The organism is Aquiflexum sp. TKW24L (genome assembly GCF_023502205.1).
In the GTDB taxonomy this organism is placed as follows: domain Bacteria; phylum Bacteroidota; class Bacteroidia; order Cytophagales; family Cyclobacteriaceae; genus Cognataquiflexum.
Map to the genome: position 1 here is coordinate 156,911 of NZ_JAMFLG010000007.1, position 17,978 is coordinate 174,888.

Below are 17,978 nucleotides of genomic sequence, written 5' to 3' on the forward strand. Positions count from 1 at the left end.
TTTTGAAAATTAACAAATATAATGCCAATACTTTAAAGTGTTTTAATTAAAGTAATACTTTAATCATTTTTGATGTTTTGAAAGATATTCAGTCGGTGAAATCCCTCTTGAAGATTTGAATTGCCTATTAAAATTAGAGAGGTTATTAAAACCTGATTCGTACCCTATTTCAGAAATATTCATCTTCTCTTCCAAGAGCCTTTTGCAGGCATAACCTATTCTGATTTCATTGAGAAATTTCGAATAGTTTTTCTTGGTGTTTTTCTTAAAAAACCTACAAAACGCAGTTGGATTGAGGTTTGCAATATCCGCTACTTCTTCCAACGTGATGTTTCTATGGAAATTGTTGAAAGTGAAAGAATACACTTTGTCTATTCGGCTATCTCCGTTTTTCTCCTTTGGATGTTGGAAACCTCTAGATGAAAGATACTTGAAATCAACCTCCTCTGCCAATTCTTGTAGAAACTCCATTAATCCAATCCATCTCGAAAAGCCCTCAGCATGGTGGATGGCGAGCATTTTCTCAATTGCAGTCTCTTTGACAACGCCTTGAAAAGCTATTCCTTGAGCGGCCCTTTCAAAAAGACCTTTTATCTGGATCATTTCAGGAATATCTAGCAGGACTTCACCGCCAAAATCCTTTCTGAAGTGAATTGTGATGGATTCTGCTGTCAAGACACTGTTTCTTTCAAAATAAGATTTGTCATTTTGCCACATGTGTGGGACATTCTCGCCAATCAAAACCAATTCCCCGGGAGAAAAGGGCTGAATACTGTCTCCCACAAAACGGGTTCCTGTACTTTTAAGCATCATTACCAGTTCAAATTCAGGATGATAATGCCAGATATTGAGAAAATGGGGATAGTTGTGGATGGCCGAGGTAAAGGATTTATCAAATGGTTTCCTTCGCTCTAGTAATTTTGCTTTCATGGGTAAATTTTGGATTGTAAGCCATGTTTAAATTCCACATTAATCGATTGACAATCTCCCTGTTTTTTAGCTTATTCTGACTGAATTTTGTTCCAAATTTCGATATTTAGATATTTTTATGATATAATTAACCAACTATGGATTTTTCTATAACAATTAAGAGATGAAAATCCAACTTCGTTTGCCCCCTTATACCTTCCAATGTTGTAGCAGTCCATTCAAACAAAAATCTTTTGTGAAATTGATTGGTTGGAGAAGCCATGAAACAGATACTCCCAAATTTCTTTTAAATAGCCTCTCCCCCACCCTATCAATCATTCTTAAATCCGAATCCCCTCCCTATATTTATGCTATGAAAAATATCATCATCACCGGCGGGGCAAGTGGAATCGGCTTAGCCATCACCAAACTTTTTGCCTCAAATGGAAACAATGTCTTCTTCATCGATTACAATGAATCTTTGGGAATGGAAGTCGAAAAAGACCTTTTTGACAAAGGTTTGAAAGTAACTTTTCTCCAAGCTGATGTATCCAATTTAGCTGAGGTCAAAAAAATATTTGAAAGAACCCCTGATAAGCTCGACGTATTGGTGAACAACGCCGGGATCTCCCATATTGGAAATCTAGAAAATACGGCTGAGGAAGATTTCGAAAAAGTATTCCAAGTCAATGCCAAAGGAGTATTTACATGCAGTCAGGCAGCCATTCCAAAACTCAAATCCAATGGTGGCGGGGCGATCATCAACATGTGTTCAGTCGCGGCGACCATCGGTATCCCCGACAGGTTTGCTTACTCTATGACCAAAGGTGCGGTTTACTCCATGACATTATCCATCGCAAGGGATTTTGTAAGTCACAATATCCGGTGTAACTCTGTCTCTCCCGGTCGCATCCACACTCCATTTGTAGATGGTTTTCTTGCCAAAAATTATCCAGGTCAGGAAAAAGAGATGTTTGAAAAATTAGCTGCTACCCAACCTATCGGCAGAATGGGTACCCCTGAGGAAATAGCAGGACTAGTTTACTATTTAGGTTCTGATGAAGCTTCTTTTATCACAGGAAGTAATTTCACCATTGATGGTGGCTTCATGGGACTTAAAGTTTAAATGGAAAATTGGTACCCGCTTCTTTGACAGTATGCCAATATTCTTTTACAAACGGGTTGGAAGACGGAAGTCGGAAGACGCCCGCCTGCCGTCGGTCAGGGTTGTACCGGACATTCTGGTTTCCATCCATGATTTATATCTGATAATAATATACTGCCATCATTGCCCATATACATAATCCAAAAAAAACGAAATAACTAAAGTCAAATCTTTTCCAGATTTTCTTTTGTCAACTCTCCTTTTTGATCGCCAGTGTTCAAGGTTGAAGCCGGTTCAAAAAGCATCACGGAGACCTCCTCCTCGGCGACGGGCCTGTGTTCCACCCCTTTGGGAACAATCAGAAATTCTCCTTCATTCAGTTCGATGGTTTTATCACGAAACTCCATTTGAAATTTCCCTTTGACCACAAAAAACATTTCATCCTCATGGTCATGCTTATGCCATACAAACTCCCCTTTGAATTTGACCAATTTGACATGCTGCCCATTGAGTTCACCCGCTATCCTCGGATTCCAATAATCGTGAAATTGGGATAATTTATCATTGAGATTTACTTTTTGCATGGGATTGATATTTGGTTTTGAACAAAAAATTAGAATGATCTAGTTTCGGTTTAGTTGGTATTCGTCTTAATTTTTCAATGATAGTTAATTCAAAAACTCCTTCCTAACAATCAGTTTTCAATTAACACCCAAGAGAAAGTGCCTTTTGTTTTTAATGACATCTCCTATATTCTGTCTAAATATTCCTGATTGTGAGCCCAACCTTTTTTTGGTATATTCAAAATCACAATACCATAAACCCAAAATCAATGAATAGAAGGAATTTTGTAGGCTTATTGCCCGGACTAGCAGTTGTGCTTTCAAGCCAAAAACTTCTATCCAAGAATTCTGAAAGCCTGCCGATTTCAGCCAATGAATACAATTGGGTTACTTTTTACAATCGCTCCGGAAAGGAATGGGGAAAAGATTGGGACGCCTGTTTGGGTGAATTTGCAAAGACAAAAATCCCGGGATTCGAACCATCCATCAGAGATGCAGCCCATTTGAAGGAATTGATTCCATCTTTGGAAAAACACCAGATTCAGGTGCCGTCAATCTATGTCGGCAGCCTCATGCATGGAGACGATCTCGCCCAAAAATCAACCAAGCAAATTCTAGAAATAGCCCAAAAGGCCAAGCCATTAGGTACCAAAATCATTGTGACCAATCCCAATCCAATCCAATGGGGAAGCGGACAGCTCAAAAATGACCGTCAACTCCTCTGTCAAAGTAGCCATTTAGATAAGTTGGGGCAATCACTCAAGACTATGGGAATCACCTTGGCTTACCACACCCATGATGTGGAATTGCAAGCCGGAGCAAGGGAATTTCACCATGTACTCCAAAATACATCTCCTGAAAACCTTGCCTTTTGTATGGATGTGCATTGGATTTATCGAGGTTCGGGAAATTCTCAAGTGGCAGTTTTTGACACTTTGAAAATGTATGGAGAGAGAATCGTTTCCTTTCACCTTAGGCAATCCCAAAACGGGGTTTGGTCGGAGACATTTCATCCTGAAGGTGATATTGACTGTATCAGATTTGCTAAGGAAATCAAAAAAATGGGGATCAATGCCCATCTCGTTATTGAGCAATGTCTAGAGGAAAAGACCGTTCAAAAAACAGACGTTATCGAAGCACACAAAATCAGTTACGCAGCCATCAACAAACTCTTTAACAGCTAAAAAATGGTAAATATTTGTATTCTCGGAGGAGGATTTATAGGAAGGTTTTATGCTGATTCTCTGATAGGCCGAAGGGGGAAAGACCTTGTAAAGGTCGTATATGCCCGAAAAGAAGAAACAGCTCAGCGATTTGCCAAGGACTATAATGTCCCCTATCCAATCACCGATATGGAAGCCGCCATCACCCATACAGAAACCGATATTGTGGTAATAGCCCTTCCAAACTATGTCCACGAAGAAGCGGTGATGCTTTGTGTCAAGCACAAGAAACCTGTTTTATGCACCAAGCCTTTGGGAAGAAATGCAGAAGAAGCACTCAGGATGACTTTGGCCTGTGAGGACGCCGGAGTTTTTGGCGGCTACTTGGAAGACCTTTGCTACACCCCAAAATTTCTCAAATCGGTCAAAAGGGTAGAAGCCGGAGCTATCGGAAGGGTCCTATGGGCAAAATCAAGGGAAACGCATCCAGGTCCCCACTCAGATTGGTTTTGGGATATTGAGAAAGCAGGTGGTGGAGCAATTTTGGATTTGGGTTGTCATTGTGTGGAGATTTCAAGAAACTTTATCGGTAAAGATATTTTGCCGGTTGAGGTCATGTGTTGGGCAGATACTCAAGTCAAGCCTATAGATGCTGAAGACCATGCAATCGGTCTGGTCAAATATGAAAATGGAGCAATCGGTCAATTTGAAGTATCATGGACATTCCGGGGAGGGATGGATTTACGGGATGAGGTGATGGGCACAGAGGGCACGATTTGGATCAACTCATTTTTGAGAACTGGATTTGAGATGTTTACAACCGGTGTGGGTGATGGCTATGTGGCAGAAAAAGCTGAATCGGCTTCTGGGTGGCAATTTCCAGTTGGCGACGAGGCCCACGAATTGGGCTACCCTAATATGTTCAATGACATGTTTGATGCTTTCGAAAAAGGAGTCCAACCGCAAGAAACGTTCTACGATGGCTATGTTGTCAATGCCATCATCGATGCAGCATACAAGTCAGCCAAAACCAAGCTTTGGGAACCTGTCCAACTTCCCATTTGGAGAGGACAAAGGGGATTGTCCAAACCATCGGTATATCAGGAACACGATGCTTTTCATTGGTTTATCAAAGAAGAAATCTTGCCAAATGGAGACAAAAAATTGATTTTGAAGAATAAAGAAACCGGGGAGATTGTGGTGAGGTAGTTGGTTATTTGGTTAGGGGTTATTTGGTTAATTGTTGAAGGTACTGGAGCTTGTCGAAGGGTTGGATTTGGTTAAAGGTGAATTGGTTAATAGGTTAGTGATTATTTGGTTAGACTAGGCAGATTAGATTAAAGTGATTGGTATCAAAAATTAGAAAGAAACAAGATGGGAAATCAACGAAGGGATTTTTTGAAAAAGGTCGGTGGCTCATTGGCTTTGGCTGGTTTGGGAACAGGAATTCACAATGAGGCAAACGCCAATTCAATTGTGCTAAAATCTGTTATGAAAGTCAGTGCCAATGATAAAATCAGGATCGGCTTGATCGGCGCTGGCATCATTGGTCACTATGATACGGATACAGCTCTTTTGGTGGATGGAGTAGAATTGGTTGGTGCCTGCGATTTATATACAGGAAGATTGGATTATGCCAAAGAAAAGTGGGGAAAGGATTTCTACACGACAAGAGATTATAGGGAATTATTGGCCCGACCGGACATAGACGCTGTATTGATCTGCACGCCTGACCATTGGCATGAGCGCATGGCAGTGGATGCGATGAAAGCAGGAAAGCATGTCTACTGTGAGAAACCCATGATCCAGCAAATCAATGAAGGTCACGCCATCATCGATACCCAAAAAGCAACCGGAAAAGTCTTTCAGGTGGGAAGCCAAAGAGCAAGCTCTGTCGCCATTTTGGAAGCAAAAAAAATCCTCCAAAGTGGCATGATCGGTGACCTGACTTATGTTCAGGCTTTTTGTGACCGATCAGATGCACGTGGGGCTTGGCAGTATTCCATTCCCACAGATGCCTCTCCTGCAACCGTAGATTTTGACACCTTTTTGGGTCATGCACCTAAGACCGAATTTGACGCCAAACGGTTCTTCAGATGGAGAAACTACAAGGAATACGGCACAGGCGCTGCCGGAGATCTGATTGTTCACTTGCTGACAAGTATTCATACGATCACAGGTTCATATGGCCCAAATAAAATCTACAGCATCGGGGAATTGAAATATTGGAAAGATGGAAGGGATGCCTATGACATCATCAATGCCTTGATGGATTATCCTAAAAATGAAAACCATGATTCCTTTCAGGTTTATACAAGAGTCAACCTAGCGGATGGCGAAGGCAAAGGAGGATTTGGACTCAAAATTTATGGAACTGATGGGGTGATTGATATTGGCTGGAATGACTTCAAAGTCACCACCATCAAGCGCCATGCAGAACCTGGATTTGGGGGATATGATTCATTTACAAGTTTTTCTGCCAAGCAAAAAGAGGATTTTAAAAAATGGTACAAAGAGACTTATGGAACCGGACAAGGTGGATATGAAATGGGGAAATCCGTAAACTTCAATGCGCCAAAAGGTTATGATGATCGCTTAGATCATTTGATTTCTTTCTTCAATGGTATCCGTTCGGGAAGTCCGATTCTTGAGGACGCTTCATTTGGATTGCGGGCGGCGGCGCCTTCCTTGGCTTGTAACCTGAGCATTGATTTGCAAAAACCAATTATTTGGGATCCTATTGCAATGAAGGTCGGTTGAAGCTTGAATTCTTAAAAATGATAAAGAATAAGATGATTTCTCAGCCAATATTTTTATTCTTTGCTAAAGGAATTTAGATAAATGGTTTTGGTTATTTTCTCCTGTACTTGCCACCTATTTCTTAAAAACCGTTTCCGAATTGTCATTTTCTACAGGTTCCAAGCTGTTGAGGTACAGGTAAAGTGCCTCTAAGTCTTGGTCAGTCATTCTAGAAAATGGTCCCCAATGCATGGGAGAGATTTTAATGATTCTTCCCTGCCTGAACCTTGCTTTCCATTCCTCCACTGTCCTAAATTTGGAGAGAGCGCTGTTTGGATGTGGAGTGATATTGGGGCTTCGTGCCCATAACTCTGGATCTTCACCGATGGCAATATGAAATTCAGGAAAGGGTTCAAACTCAAAACCCCCGGAATATTCGGGACTCAATGCCTCGAATGTCATTGGATCCCTTTCGGTATGGCAACCCACGCAATTGGCAACGGACCTAGAGAGATACTCACCTCGCTCGATCGTAGCAGCCATAGGTGGCGCGTAAGCTGGAGGCTCAGGATTTTCAATAGGATGAAAAGAGGTAGCCATAACTTTTATGGCTTTTCCCATAAAAGACCATTCAGCTTGAGGAACCGGGTTTTCAAAAGGTTCCATACTTCTCAAGTAAGAAACAACTGCAACAAGATCCTCATCGGCCATATTCCAAAAGGGCATTAGAATCGACAAGGTTGCAGTGCCGTTAGGTTTTACCACGTGGCGCATCATCCTGAATAATTGACCGTCAGTATATCTACCAATTCCCGTATTCGGATCAGGTGTCAGGTTTGCGGTATATAGTGAACCTAATGGACCCAAAGGAAAAGGAGCGCCTCCTTTGAGCGGGATATTCTTTCCTTCATCTGCAGATACCATATCCTCTACACTCGACACATGGCAGTTGGAGCAGTGGGCAGGTCCATGAACGAGGTATTTCCCTCTGGCAATGACTGTGGAATCATTACTGACCTGAAGTTCAGGATAAGGGATGTGATATATTTTATCCCATGAAAGTAGAACATAAGAGACGAAAACCCCGGTAACAGCTATCAGGAGTATCAAAATACCGAGGAGAATTTTCTTGAACATAGTTGGGCTGGATTTATAGTTTATGGATAACCATAATTTACACATTCTATTTTTTGTCTATTACCGACTTAGGACAAAAGCACTCTTTTTTTGTCCCAAAGCACCCAAAAACTTACCCACTAAAAGCTCCACAATATTAATTCAAAGAAAATCTAACTTAAAAATATGTGCATTACAAAACTTGATTCAAAACTGAATATCAACAACTTAAATTATTTTTGATGTCAGGAAAAAAACCTTTCCTAAAAATGTTGATCCAACAAGATCAAATTACCGTCAGGATCTTTGACCATCAGACTGCCAGGACCCGTACTGTTTTCATTGGCTTCTGACTCCAACTTGATCCCTTGCGATTTAAGCTGCTTCTGGATTGACCTGATATCGTCATAGGAATCTAGCTGTGCAGCATTTTCATCCCAACCGGGATTAAAGGTCAGGATATTGCCTTCAAACATCCCCTGAAATAAGCCTATCAAGGCATTCTCATTTTTCATGATCAGGTAATTTTGATCCATTCCACCACCGAATACTTTAAACCCAAGCTTCTCATAAAAAGCTTGGGAAGCCTGAAGGTCTTTGACGTTGAGGCTGACTGAAAATGCTCCTAGTTTCATGTTTTCTAGAGTTGGGTTTGTTTCCGAGGTTTTATAAGAAACCTGTACTGAGGGTTTTAAAAGAAAGCCAAAACAGAATGCAGTAACTATTCCTAAGATAAATAAGCTAGTCTTTTTCATAGCAAATGAGTTGATATTGAATAGATTAAAGATAATTGATTAAGGGAAAAAATTTGTCATCAAAAGGGGAATCAATCCCCTCGGTTTACCACATCAATGACCACATTCCCTGTTTTCTCCCCTGTTTCGACATATTTTGTGGCTTGGACGATCTCTGACATGGTAAAATGTCGGTCAATGACAGCCCGATATTTTCCTGACTCAATCAGTTGTTTGAAAAATAGAATATCCTCTTTGGAGTCTGTGGCAATCGGAAACTTTACCCTTTTCCCTCCTCCTATCGGTGTCAATAAAGTCAAAAAGACATTTTGAGCGAGGAATCCAAATTCTGTGGAAACATACACACCCTTTGGTTTGAGAAGTTTTTTGCATTTAAAAAAAGAACTTTTACCAACTGCATCAAAGATGAAATCATAGTCATTCCCATCCTGTGTAAAGTCGGTTTGCGTGTAATCGATGACCTTATCCGCGCCAAGCATGCGGATCAAATCCATGCTTTTGGTATTGCAAACAGCAGTTACATTTGCGCCGAAGTACTTGGCAAATTGGACTCCAGCTGTACCGATCGAACCTGAAGCTCCGTTGATCAGAATTTTTTGTGGTTTGGTATAATCAAGATCTTTCAGGTAAGCATTGGCAAGCATCAACCCGTCGCAGACTGCTGCAGCTTCCTCAAAGGAAAAATTGCTCGGTTTGACAGCAATCGATCCGGATTCTGCAATTGTCAGGTACTCTGCATGTGCCCCAAAATTTTTAGTACTTAATCCAAATACTTCATCTCCAACTTTGAGACTACTGACCTTTTTGCCAATGGACTCCACAGTTCCCGAAAATTCAGATCCCATAATCTTGATTTTCGGTGAAAACATCCCATTGAATAAGCGAATAATAAGGTAATCCGGCTTTCTAAATCCACAATCTGTTCTGTTGACGGTAGTTGCATGGACTTTTACAAGGAGCTCATCCTCTGCAGGGACAGGCTTTGGAACTTCCTTTAACTTAAGAATTTCCGGTGGTCCGTATTGGGTGTGAAAAATGGCGCGCATTGGAGTGGTTATTTATTTAATTGGTTAAAGGTTATTTGGTTAATGGTTATTTGGTTAATGGTTATTTGGTTAATGGTTATTTGGTTAATGGTTATTTGGTTAATGGTTGGTAGAGTACAAAAACTAGGTAATATTGAGGATGACATTACCTGATTTTTGACCAGTTTCTACGTAGGTATAAGCTTCAGAGATGTCAGGCAGAGCGTATTCCTTGTCAATCAGTGGATCGAATTTTCCTTCTTCCGTTATTCTCTTGATCATTTCCAAGCTTCCTTTGATATCATGCGGGAATGGGAATTTCACCTTTTTTCCACTTTTGACTAAGCCCAACAATGAAAGAATTGGATTCTGTGCTTTTGGACCTAATTCAGATGAAATGTAAATCCCATTTTCTTTGAGCAGCGGCTTACATTTTCCAAAAGTACTTTTGCCAACGGCATCAAATACATAATCAAAAGTCTCTTCCAACTTAGTAAAATCTTCTTTTTCGTAATCAATTACTAAATGAATTCCCTTTGAAGATATCCAATCCATGCAAGCTGAATTACTGGTTGCAGTAACTTCAAGTCCATAGTATACCAGTAATTGCACCATTGCAGAGCCAATTGATCCTGAGGCTCCGTTGACAAGGACTCTCTGACCCGCTTTCAGTTTTACTTTGTTGATAAAGTTAATGGCATAATGAACCCCTTCCGCACTAGCCGCTGCTTGTTGAAAACTTACATTTTTTGGCATGAGGCTGATAAAATTATTGCGCCACAGACCAAATACGTTGCCTGTGAATTCATTCCAAGATCGCTAAACCCAAAAACGCGATCCCCTTTTTTGAATGAAGCCACTGATTTACCTATTCTCTCTACAACCCCTGCGAAATCAGTTCCTAAAACGGGGTTTCTTGGTTTAGTCAAGCCGGTAAATAACCGCATGATGAAAAAATCAGCACGGAATCTAGCACAGTCTGTCCTGTTAACAGTAGTGGCAAAAACGTGGATCAGAACCTCATCGTCTTTTGGATCAGGTTTTTGTATTTCTTTTACCTGAATCACCTCCGGAGGTCCATATTGGTAATAAACAGCAGCTTTCATAGTATTGGTTATAAAAAATTCGAAGTCAAAGAAATGTTAACTCATGCAGTCACATCGAGTTGGCGACCTTCTTTTGCAGCTTTATTGTCCAAGGAAGTCCCAACGGCTATACCCATTGCCAAACCGATTGGCAAACCCAATCCTAATAAACCCAGGTTGCCCAGTGAAATACCAAATGCCACTCCAAGGGGAATACCAAAAGCTGCCATTCCCAAGGCAAGCCAAAGGTTACGGTAATGATTTTTTACGACAAGATTCAATTCCTTTTCTATAACTTTCAAGGTATTGGTTTGGGCTTTACTCAATGTCCTTAAATATTCCTTTTCTGACCCTGGGGAGGCATTAACCTTGCTGATTTCAGTGTTGATGGTTTCAATAACATTTGGTGGAATTGGCCTTGTTCTCAATTCATCAATGATTTTGCTAAAACATGTGATTTTTTTATTGAGCTTTTCTTTAGAAGAAAATTCAGGTCTTGATTTGATTTCGGATATTTCCATGTGGTTTATAGAGGTTTAAAAACTTTAATATAGGCCTTATCAGGAGAAAAATTCTCTTATAAGCTCTATATTTGATATGATTTTCAGCAAATACCTTGACAAAAGAATGAAAAAGGTCTTCATAATAATTGATGTATGATGGCTAAAAATCGAATTTTTTTATTGAAAATAGTTTTTCTGGATTTTTTAGGGTTTTATTTTCGAATTTGATTGATCCTTTTTATATATTTTCAAAAACGTTTTCAACTTTACTTACTTTAGATTGTTCATAAAAGAAAATCTATCTCTATGCAAAAATCAATACTAATCATCGGCATGGGTCAAGGATTGAGCCTAGCTGTCGCCGAAAAATTCGGAAAAGAAGGCTACCAGGTTGGAATGATCAGCCGAAGTCCTGATAAACTCGCGGGATTTCAGCTTCATCTTGATAAAATGGGAATTGTATCCGCTTATGAAAAAGCAGATCTTTCTGACACAGGGCAGATGCTCGAAGCGATCGGAAATCTGAAAATCAAACTTCCGGTCTTCGGAATCCTCCACTACAATGCTGTAGATGCGAGAATGACTCCATTGATGGAAGAAACAGCCGATACGTTGACAGCAGGATTTCGCATCAGTGTGGCTAATGTCCTTGAAGCAGTCAAAGCTGTAATGGATGACCTGACCGAAAGCCAAGGTTCCGTTTTGCTGACTGGAGGAGGATCAGCCAACTATCCCAATGCAGGAATTGCCTCAATATCACTTGGCAAAGCTGCTATCCAAAGCCTTGCCTATATGCTCAGCGAGTCCCTGAAAGACAAAAAAATCTATGTGGGAACTTTGACTGTGTCAGGATGGATCAATCCAGAAAGCAAAACCCACGCACCCGCGGTCCTTGCCGAAAAATTCTGGAAAATGAACAAGGACCGCAAAGTGATAGAAGTAACATATTGATTTTCAATTTTTAAACTCTGAATATTAAAAAAACACAAATTAAAAACATGTGAGACAGCTGTTTGTTTTAAGCTTAAAGATGAATTTTGTGCCACATATTTTTCCTATATCATGAATACAAAACTGTTAAAAGGGTTATTAATTATTGTTTTTATGGGAATCTTACCTGTATCCTGTATTGACCAGTGCGATGGACCCTGTGGCTGCAATCCTGTATTTGAGGTGGAGGATTTTTCAATAACCACATTTTCCGCAGAGACCTTATTTCGTGCTGACCGGAATTTTGAGGTCGATCCCAACAGGTTTTACTTTCACCAGACTCTATACAAAGCTTTTTGGGTTTCGGGTTTAAAACCTGTCTCAGAAATACAGCCTGCCAAGGGTTTTATATTTTCAAATGCGGCTTTGGCTTGTAGTCCACGGGAATCTTATTCTGTTGAGAGGCTCAAATCCATTCGTTTGATCAATAAAAGAAAAGTAAAAATCAATGAAACCCTCACTCTGGAAGAAGGGGGAGTAATCAATGAAAACTTCAGAATGACCCAAAATTTTCAGCAGGAATTTGAGTTAGCAAAATTCATCGACAATCAACATCGTTTCATCAAAAACGAAAGGTTATATCTTAAATTCATCGCTGTCCCCAACCAAAACATTGAATTGTTTTTTGACCTCGAAATCGAATTAGACAATGGATCTGTTTATATTTTTAACGAAAGCATGAAAGTCAACGGGGGGTGAAATCCCTTAATTCCTTTTAAAACCATTATTTCAAATGCTATTTATTTAAACAACTTTTTGAAATATGAGGATTCTTGATCAGGTCATGGATGTAATCATAATCTTTACTAATTTCCCAAAAGAAAATCGTTCTATTAGGATTTTCGCAAACCTCTAGTATCCGTTTATTTTATCCTATCCACTCAATACTTCCTTTTATGAAAAAGAAAATCATCTATTCCCTCCTATTGCTTTTGTTCTTGGGATTAGGCTTTGGGTTAAATTATGCTTGGAAATCATTTCCCCTGATCAGTTCCTACGGTTCCAAAATCATGTGCAGTTGCATTTTTCTTGTAGAGCGGAACGAAAAATCGGTGATGAGTCAGGAATTGAGGGCTTTCCCGATCAGCCTTGGAGATTTTGAAGTAGATCGGGATGGGAAAAAAGTGACAGGCAGCGTTTTTGGATTAGCGCAAAGAGTTGCTATCTACCGCGAAGGTCAGGGATGTACATTGTTGTCAGGTTTGGAAGAAGCAGAAGTCAGAAATCAGGAATACTTTGAAGTTCCAAAACCCAATTGGAGTCAGGACACCGTAAGTTGGCCAAACGGGGACAAGCTGAATGATTCTATTATGAACCTACCCAATTACAGGAAGATTCAGGATTTGATCAACTTTGAATTTGAGGATTCTATCAGAAAAAGCTATTTGACACATATGATTGTCGTTTTGCACAGAGGAAACTTGGTAGCTGAAGGCTACGGCAATGACCATGACATTGGGACGAAACATACAAGTTGGTCAATGGGAAAAAGTATCATTAGTACCCTTGTAGGGCTTCAAGTAGACAAAGAGATCCTAAACTTGGAACAAAACGCACTTCTACCAGAATGGTCGGATGAAAGAAAGGACATCAGCCTTAAAAATATGCTTCAAGCCACCAATGGTTTGGACTGGGTGGAGGATTATGGAGGTGTCTCCGATGCCACCAATATGCTTTTTCTCAAACCTGACGCTGCAGCGGTTGCTGCCTCTAAACCCCTCAAATATGAACCCGGAACACACTTTTACTACTCAAGCGGCACCACTAACATCATTTCAAAAATTTTGCGCAACAGACTTGGTGAGGAAGACTACCAAAGACTCCCTTATGAAAGTCTGTTTTATAAAATCGGGATGCACCATACCATCATGGAAAAAGATGCATCCGGGACTTTTGTCGGCTCATCATTTGTATTTGCACCTGCAAGGGATTTTGCAAGATTGGGATTATTGATGCTGAACAAAGGCTTATGGCAAGGTGAACAAATCCTTTCGGAAGAATGGGTGACATTTGCAACTGCTCCAGGCACAGTAGCTCCGAAAGGTGAATATGGGGCACAATGGTGGCTAAATGCCGGCAATCCAAACAACGCTGAGGATAAGCTATTCTCCAAACTCCCCAATGATGCTTTTTATGCGGGAGGATTTGAAGGACAGTGGATCTTAGTCATCCCATCCAAGGATTTGGTTATTGTGCGGCTTGGCTTTACCCCCAAAGGAGAATTCAGCATGAATGATTTTGCATCAAATGTCATCAATTTACTTCTTTGATCTCAAAACAAATAAGTCTGTCGAATCAATCTGAAAGCTATCTAAGCTCTCAGTGATAAAAATCTTGTCCCACAAAGCTCAATAGAAAATGATTGAATTGTAGGAGTTGTGGATTTATCTTACATTTCTTCCTAATAATTCTATGCTGCTGCGCTCTTAAATTGTCTGTAAATGAAATTCCGTCTACTAGCTTAATTCCATAACACTTTCCACACGCTGTTTGTAGATGTCGCTGACTTGATCCATGCTCTTCTTCAAGTAGGCTTGGGCTGCAGGAAGGTCAGTCCAGATTTCACGTAGTCTGTCTGTAATCTGACTTCCCTTAGTTTGCTCAATTTCAAAAACCCAATCGTCAAAATCAAGGTCATAATACATGTGTCCTTTGATCGTGTCCTCTGGTTGGCGGAGGTAAAAGAAAGGCGTTTCATTCACCGCTGCGATGATCGGGGAATGGCATTCAAAACTCAACACGGCAAGGGTTTTCCGATAAACTGAAGCTGCTTCATCAGGAAACCAATAACCTCTTTTTAATACAAAGGGCTTGATTTCAGCTGGCAGCGGATCGATCAGCAGTTCATCCATGATATCCACCTGATAGGTCATCTCTGGGCAGACCAAAACTTTGTTGCCCGTTTCCTTGACATAAGCGATCATGGCCTCCCGCAATTTTGCATGGTCCTCTTCTTTCTTGGCAGCATTGACAGTTTCTACTTCCTTGATTTTGGCCTCCGACCAACCATTGTTATTGGGATTGAATTGATGATAAGGCGTATACCTCAACCTCGGAATCACACAAATGAATTTCTTCTCTTCCAGACCTGCCTCTTTCAAAAACTGATCTCCTTTCTGATCATTTCTGATATCCATAAAAAAAGTCGCATCCGGAGCAAACTTGATGTGGTCACCCGTTATTCCTGCTTTTTTGAGATGCTCAATGGAAAGCGTCTCCCGTGTATAAATAAAGCTTGCTTTCTTCAAAATACTTTGGTGATCCTCACTTGGATTCTGAAGTGTTGTACCAAAAACCCCAAAAGGCTTGTCGGTATGCTTCATCCAAAACGCCAAATTATCAGCCGCTACCAATAAGGGCCCTGATCCATGAACCATCACATCAGCATTTTTCAGAGCTTCCATGACCTCAGGATTTTCCACATTTTTGTCCTTGTCGACATTGCCGTAAATGATATCTACGTTCGGAAAATTCTTTTTGAGAAGCTTGCCGACCTGTTCTCCTTTGCTTCTTTTCCAAAGAATGATTTTGGTATCAGGCATAAAGGTTTGGAAAACATTCAGCAAACCCGGGGTGTGGGCAATATCCCCGATATTCACATCCTGCCATCCCGAAACCAATAAGATGGTCTTAGATGCTTTTGGTGTCGCTGAAAAGCCGAAATAAGGTTCAAACAACGTGGTAAAAAAAATCAGTCCAGCATTTTTAATTAATCTTCTTCTAGTCAGATTTTCCATGAGGCATAGGTATTAATGGATAAGTTAGGCAGACTTCACATCCTTTTCCCAACCTGTTTCTTTCAAGGCAGGATCATTTTCCTTTTTCAAAAAATCTGCTGAAGAAAGTGAATCCGCTTCCCAAGTGAGGATCGCTTCATCCGGAACGATATCCACTGGGATTTTCCAAGAAGTGGAAGTCTCGTTATAGGCTAGGTTAGATTGGGAATTATAACAGGAAATGATGGACCACCTAGGATAATCAGAAAGGTTAGCCTCTGAGCGATGCAACAAATTGCTGTGAAAAAATAAGGCGTCACCGGGCTGGATTTCGCAAAAAACCAATTCCATGGTTTTGAGGGAATTCTCCACCATCACCATGTCAGCACCGACTTGCTCCCCGGAAAATCCATGGTTGACACGTCCTAATTTGTGCGAACCTTTAATGACCTGCAGGCAACCGTTTTCCTTATTAGCTTCTGTCAAGGCCACCATGACGCTCATCAATTGGTCAGGAAACAAGAACTGGTTTTTGTACCAATAGCCATAATCCTGATGCCACTCCCAAGCACCTCCGACTTTCGGCTCTTTTTGCATCAACTTGGAATGGAAATGACAAACTGGGGCGTCGCTATCCAGCAATTGAGCAACAGCATTTACCATTTTTTGGCTTCTGGTCAGGTATCCAAAAACATCATTTCCTGGTTTGAACCACAGTGAAAGTTTGGTTTTCTTGCCCGAAAGGTCATTGAGGTCGAGCGCATTTTTTCTCATGGCATCGTCCTCGATAGCGGTTTGGTACATTTTGTCCACCTCGTTTTTGGAGCAAAATCCCTTGATCAGGATATAGCCATCACGTTTGTAGTCAGATACTTGTTTGGGGGTTAATTCGGGATTGGTCATGGAGAAGTAATTTTATTATTAAAATTACCAATCATAAACCATAGGATCTACATTGTTTTCAAATTAAAATGGCACTTTTTTTCGACACATGTTAGTAAAGTAGAAATCTGCTTTTGATGCGGATTCAACAACCTTTTGAATTCAAATGGCAATTCAAATACAAATATCAGATCAATCCCTTGGTGTATCATTGACAGTTTCATAAGAGATTACAAAAAAATCAACCTCAATTATGCTTAAGGGTCAATAATTACCTGGCCGATTTGTCCTGTAGAAATACCGCAGGTATTGATTAGAGAGATCTGGTAGGTACAACCTGCAGTCATATTTGCAAGCGGAATTCCAACCGTCAACTCGGTTCCTGCTACATTCGATACGGGTCCAATTGTTGTCATGGGACATCCTGCACTATTGGTACTGATAAATCTAGCTTCTTTGTACCAATTCAGTCCTTTTCCCTTGATTTTGATTTCGGGATTGCCTCCAGCGCCTTTCGATGCTCTCTGTGCCGCAAACGACTCTATACTTTCCTCAGGGAATGTTCGGACAGGATAAGAAAATATCTCTGATTTGATAGTTGTCCCTTCAATGAATGCCACAAAATCCATCATCGTCGAAAATCTACCGGGACGGATCGGATCGGGCGTGCAAATACCCGTAGAAAATTCTATTGGTATAATAAATTTGTAACCGCTAGCACAATTGGTGGGACCGGTACTTTCAATCTTTGTAAGAGGAATTACAGCACCATTGACAAGCAGTTTTACTTTGTTATCAATACCTGAGCTTGAACCATATACACCGATACCAGGAATGCTGATTTGATTCTCAAGTTCCTTCCCGGGAATTATTCCTGAACCTTGGAATCCTGAATTGGTGTAGCAAATGCTTGAAATATAAGGTATTCCAAGGAGTTTGATCTTCTTGGAAACTACCGTTTTTCCATTTGCAGATATACTTATACTAGGATCGACCACGCCACAAGCTCTTTTTCCTCCATTCTGAGCTGCGGTTTTATATGGAATTTTTATAGTAAGAGAGGTCGGAGTTGCCTTCAGGACAGTTGCTTTCCTCCATCCGGTGGAATCATTCCTATTATCAGAAGGACAGCTACTCAATGAAGCTGTTTCATTTTTGAGCCAAACAAAATTATCCTCAAGCTTACTGCTAAACCCCATGCCGGTAATAGTAACTTCTTCTCCCCAAAAAACAATCTCAGGGGAGGTTTCCGTGATTTCCAGTTTGGTCATAACAGGAATATTGGGATTGGTAACGTTGTTTGGATCTTCCTCTTCCGAGCAGCCAAAAGAACCCAAGATTAGGAGCAAAAGCAGAGACTTAATTAAATCTTCTATGCAGAACAGAAATCTAACATTTTTCATAACTGATAAAATTAAATGATGGGG

General features: G+C 40.5%; 19 protein-coding genes. 7 read left to right on the top strand and 12 right to left on the bottom strand.

Annotation, left to right across the window (positions count from 1 at the left end; translation table 11 throughout):
- Nucleotides 1-63: 63 nt before the first annotated feature.
- Nucleotides 64-930, bottom strand: a complete 867-nt coding sequence (locus M3O96_RS07030) for an AraC family transcriptional regulator (RefSeq protein WP_249719618.1) — start codon at nucleotides 928-930, stop codon at nucleotides 64-66.
- A gap of 352 nt (nucleotides 931-1,282) precedes the next feature.
- Here M3O96_RS07030 and M3O96_RS07035 point away from each other — a divergent pair, with 352 nt between their 5' ends.
- Nucleotides 1,283-2,035, top strand: coding sequence for an SDR family NAD(P)-dependent oxidoreductase (locus tag M3O96_RS07035; protein WP_249719619.1), 753 nt, complete (start codon nucleotides 1,283-1,285; stop codon nucleotides 2,033-2,035).
- Here the strand turns inward: M3O96_RS07035 and M3O96_RS07040 are convergent.
- Nucleotides 2,025-2,165 carry a hypothetical protein gene (locus tag M3O96_RS07040; protein ID WP_249719620.1) on the bottom strand — a complete coding sequence of 47 codons (141 nt, stop codon included), beginning with the start codon at nucleotides 2,163-2,165 and terminating at the stop codon, nucleotides 2,025-2,027. The two genes, M3O96_RS07035 and M3O96_RS07040, sit on opposite strands and share 11 nt — an antisense overlap.
- Nucleotides 2,166-2,238: 73 nt before the next feature.
- On the bottom strand, nucleotides 2,239-2,598 hold the full coding sequence (locus tag M3O96_RS07045) for a cupin domain-containing protein (protein ID WP_249719621.1): 360 nt from the start codon (nucleotides 2,596-2,598) through the stop codon (nucleotides 2,239-2,241).
- Nucleotides 2,599-2,846: 248 nt separating this feature from the next.
- On the opposite strand from M3O96_RS07045, the gene M3O96_RS07050 reads away from it, so the two are divergent.
- From M3O96_RS07050 to M3O96_RS07060, 3 genes are all read left to right on the top strand, one after another.
- Nucleotides 2,847-3,761 (top strand): sugar phosphate isomerase/epimerase family protein, encoded by a 915-nt coding sequence (locus tag M3O96_RS07050; RefSeq protein ID WP_249719622.1) that lies wholly within the window; start codon nucleotides 2,847-2,849, stop codon nucleotides 3,759-3,761.
- A 3-nt stretch (nucleotides 3,762-3,764) separates the two neighbouring features.
- On the top strand, nucleotides 3,765-4,949 hold the full coding sequence (locus M3O96_RS07055; protein WP_249719623.1) for a Gfo/Idh/MocA family protein: 1,185 nt from the start codon (nucleotides 3,765-3,767) through the stop codon (nucleotides 4,947-4,949).
- 165 nt (nucleotides 4,950-5,114) lie between these two features.
- Nucleotides 5,115-6,500: a Gfo/Idh/MocA family protein gene (locus M3O96_RS07060; RefSeq protein ID WP_249719624.1), complete on the top strand. Its 1,386-nt coding sequence runs from the start codon at nucleotides 5,115-5,117 to the stop codon at nucleotides 6,498-6,500.
- Between the two features lie 114 nt (nucleotides 6,501-6,614).
- Here the strand turns inward: M3O96_RS07060 and M3O96_RS07065 are convergent, their stop codons facing one another.
- The 6 genes from M3O96_RS07065 to M3O96_RS07090 all read right to left on the bottom strand — a co-directional run bounded on the left by M3O96_RS07065 (nucleotide 6,615) and on the right by M3O96_RS07090 (nucleotide 10,981).
- Nucleotides 6,615-7,616, bottom strand: coding sequence for a c-type cytochrome (locus tag M3O96_RS07065; protein WP_249719625.1), 1,002 nt, complete (start codon nucleotides 7,614-7,616; stop codon nucleotides 6,615-6,617).
- A gap of 242 nt (nucleotides 7,617-7,858) precedes the next feature.
- Nucleotides 7,859-8,350, bottom strand: a complete 492-nt coding sequence (locus M3O96_RS07070; protein WP_349630836.1) for a VOC family protein — start codon at nucleotides 8,348-8,350, stop codon at nucleotides 7,859-7,861.
- Nucleotides 8,351-8,421: 71 nt separating this feature from the next.
- The gene (locus M3O96_RS07075) at nucleotides 8,422-9,396 is read right to left on the bottom strand and encodes an NAD(P)-dependent alcohol dehydrogenase (RefSeq protein ID WP_249719626.1); all 975 of its coding nucleotides are present in this window, start codon (nucleotides 9,394-9,396) and stop codon (nucleotides 8,422-8,424) included.
- Nucleotides 9,397-9,519: 123 nt separating this feature from the next.
- Nucleotides 9,520-10,131 (bottom strand): NAD(P)-dependent alcohol dehydrogenase, encoded by a 612-nt coding sequence (locus tag M3O96_RS07080; RefSeq protein ID WP_249719627.1) that lies wholly within the window; start codon nucleotides 10,129-10,131, stop codon nucleotides 9,520-9,522.
- Nucleotides 10,116-10,481, bottom strand: a complete 366-nt coding sequence (locus M3O96_RS07085) for an alcohol dehydrogenase catalytic domain-containing protein (RefSeq protein ID WP_249719628.1) — start codon at nucleotides 10,479-10,481, stop codon at nucleotides 10,116-10,118. Before M3O96_RS07085 ends, M3O96_RS07080 begins: the two co-directional genes overlap by 16 nt.
- Nucleotides 10,482-10,522: 41 nt before the next feature.
- On the bottom strand, nucleotides 10,523-10,981 hold the full coding sequence (locus M3O96_RS07090) for a hypothetical protein (RefSeq protein ID WP_249719629.1): 459 nt from the start codon (nucleotides 10,979-10,981) through the stop codon (nucleotides 10,523-10,525).
- Between the two features lie 288 nt (nucleotides 10,982-11,269).
- Between M3O96_RS07090 and M3O96_RS07095 the strand changes: the two genes are divergently transcribed.
- The 3 genes from M3O96_RS07095 to M3O96_RS07105 all read left to right on the top strand — a co-directional run bounded on the left by M3O96_RS07095 (nucleotide 11,270) and on the right by M3O96_RS07105 (nucleotide 14,223).
- Entirely contained in the window at nucleotides 11,270-11,914 is a 645-nt protein-coding gene (locus tag M3O96_RS07095) for an SDR family NAD(P)-dependent oxidoreductase (RefSeq protein ID WP_249719630.1), read from the top strand.
- A 153-nt stretch (nucleotides 11,915-12,067) separates the two neighbouring features.
- Nucleotides 12,068-12,652 (top strand): hypothetical protein, encoded by a 585-nt coding sequence (locus M3O96_RS07100; protein WP_249719631.1) that lies wholly within the window; start codon nucleotides 12,068-12,070, stop codon nucleotides 12,650-12,652.
- Between the two features lie 197 nt (nucleotides 12,653-12,849).
- Nucleotides 12,850-14,223, top strand: coding sequence for a serine hydrolase domain-containing protein (locus M3O96_RS07105; RefSeq protein WP_249719632.1), 1,374 nt, complete (start codon nucleotides 12,850-12,852; stop codon nucleotides 14,221-14,223).
- A 186-nt stretch (nucleotides 14,224-14,409) separates the two neighbouring features.
- Here M3O96_RS07105 and M3O96_RS07110 read toward each other — a convergent pair whose 3' ends face one another.
- The 3 genes from M3O96_RS07110 to M3O96_RS07120 form a co-directional block, all read right to left on the bottom strand.
- Nucleotides 14,410-15,690, bottom strand: coding sequence for a polysaccharide pyruvyl transferase family protein (locus M3O96_RS07110; RefSeq protein ID WP_249719633.1), 1,281 nt, complete (start codon nucleotides 15,688-15,690; stop codon nucleotides 14,410-14,412).
- Nucleotides 15,691-15,714: 24 nt separating this feature from the next.
- On the bottom strand, nucleotides 15,715-16,572 hold the full coding sequence (locus tag M3O96_RS07115) for a phytanoyl-CoA dioxygenase family protein (RefSeq protein ID WP_249719634.1): 858 nt from the start codon (nucleotides 16,570-16,572) through the stop codon (nucleotides 15,715-15,717).
- 236 nt (nucleotides 16,573-16,808) lie between these two features.
- Nucleotides 16,809-17,954 carry a hypothetical protein gene (locus M3O96_RS07120; protein WP_249719635.1) on the bottom strand — a complete coding sequence of 382 codons (1,146 nt, stop codon included), beginning with the start codon at nucleotides 17,952-17,954 and terminating at the stop codon, nucleotides 16,809-16,811.
- Nucleotides 17,955-17,978: the final 24 nt, after the last annotated feature.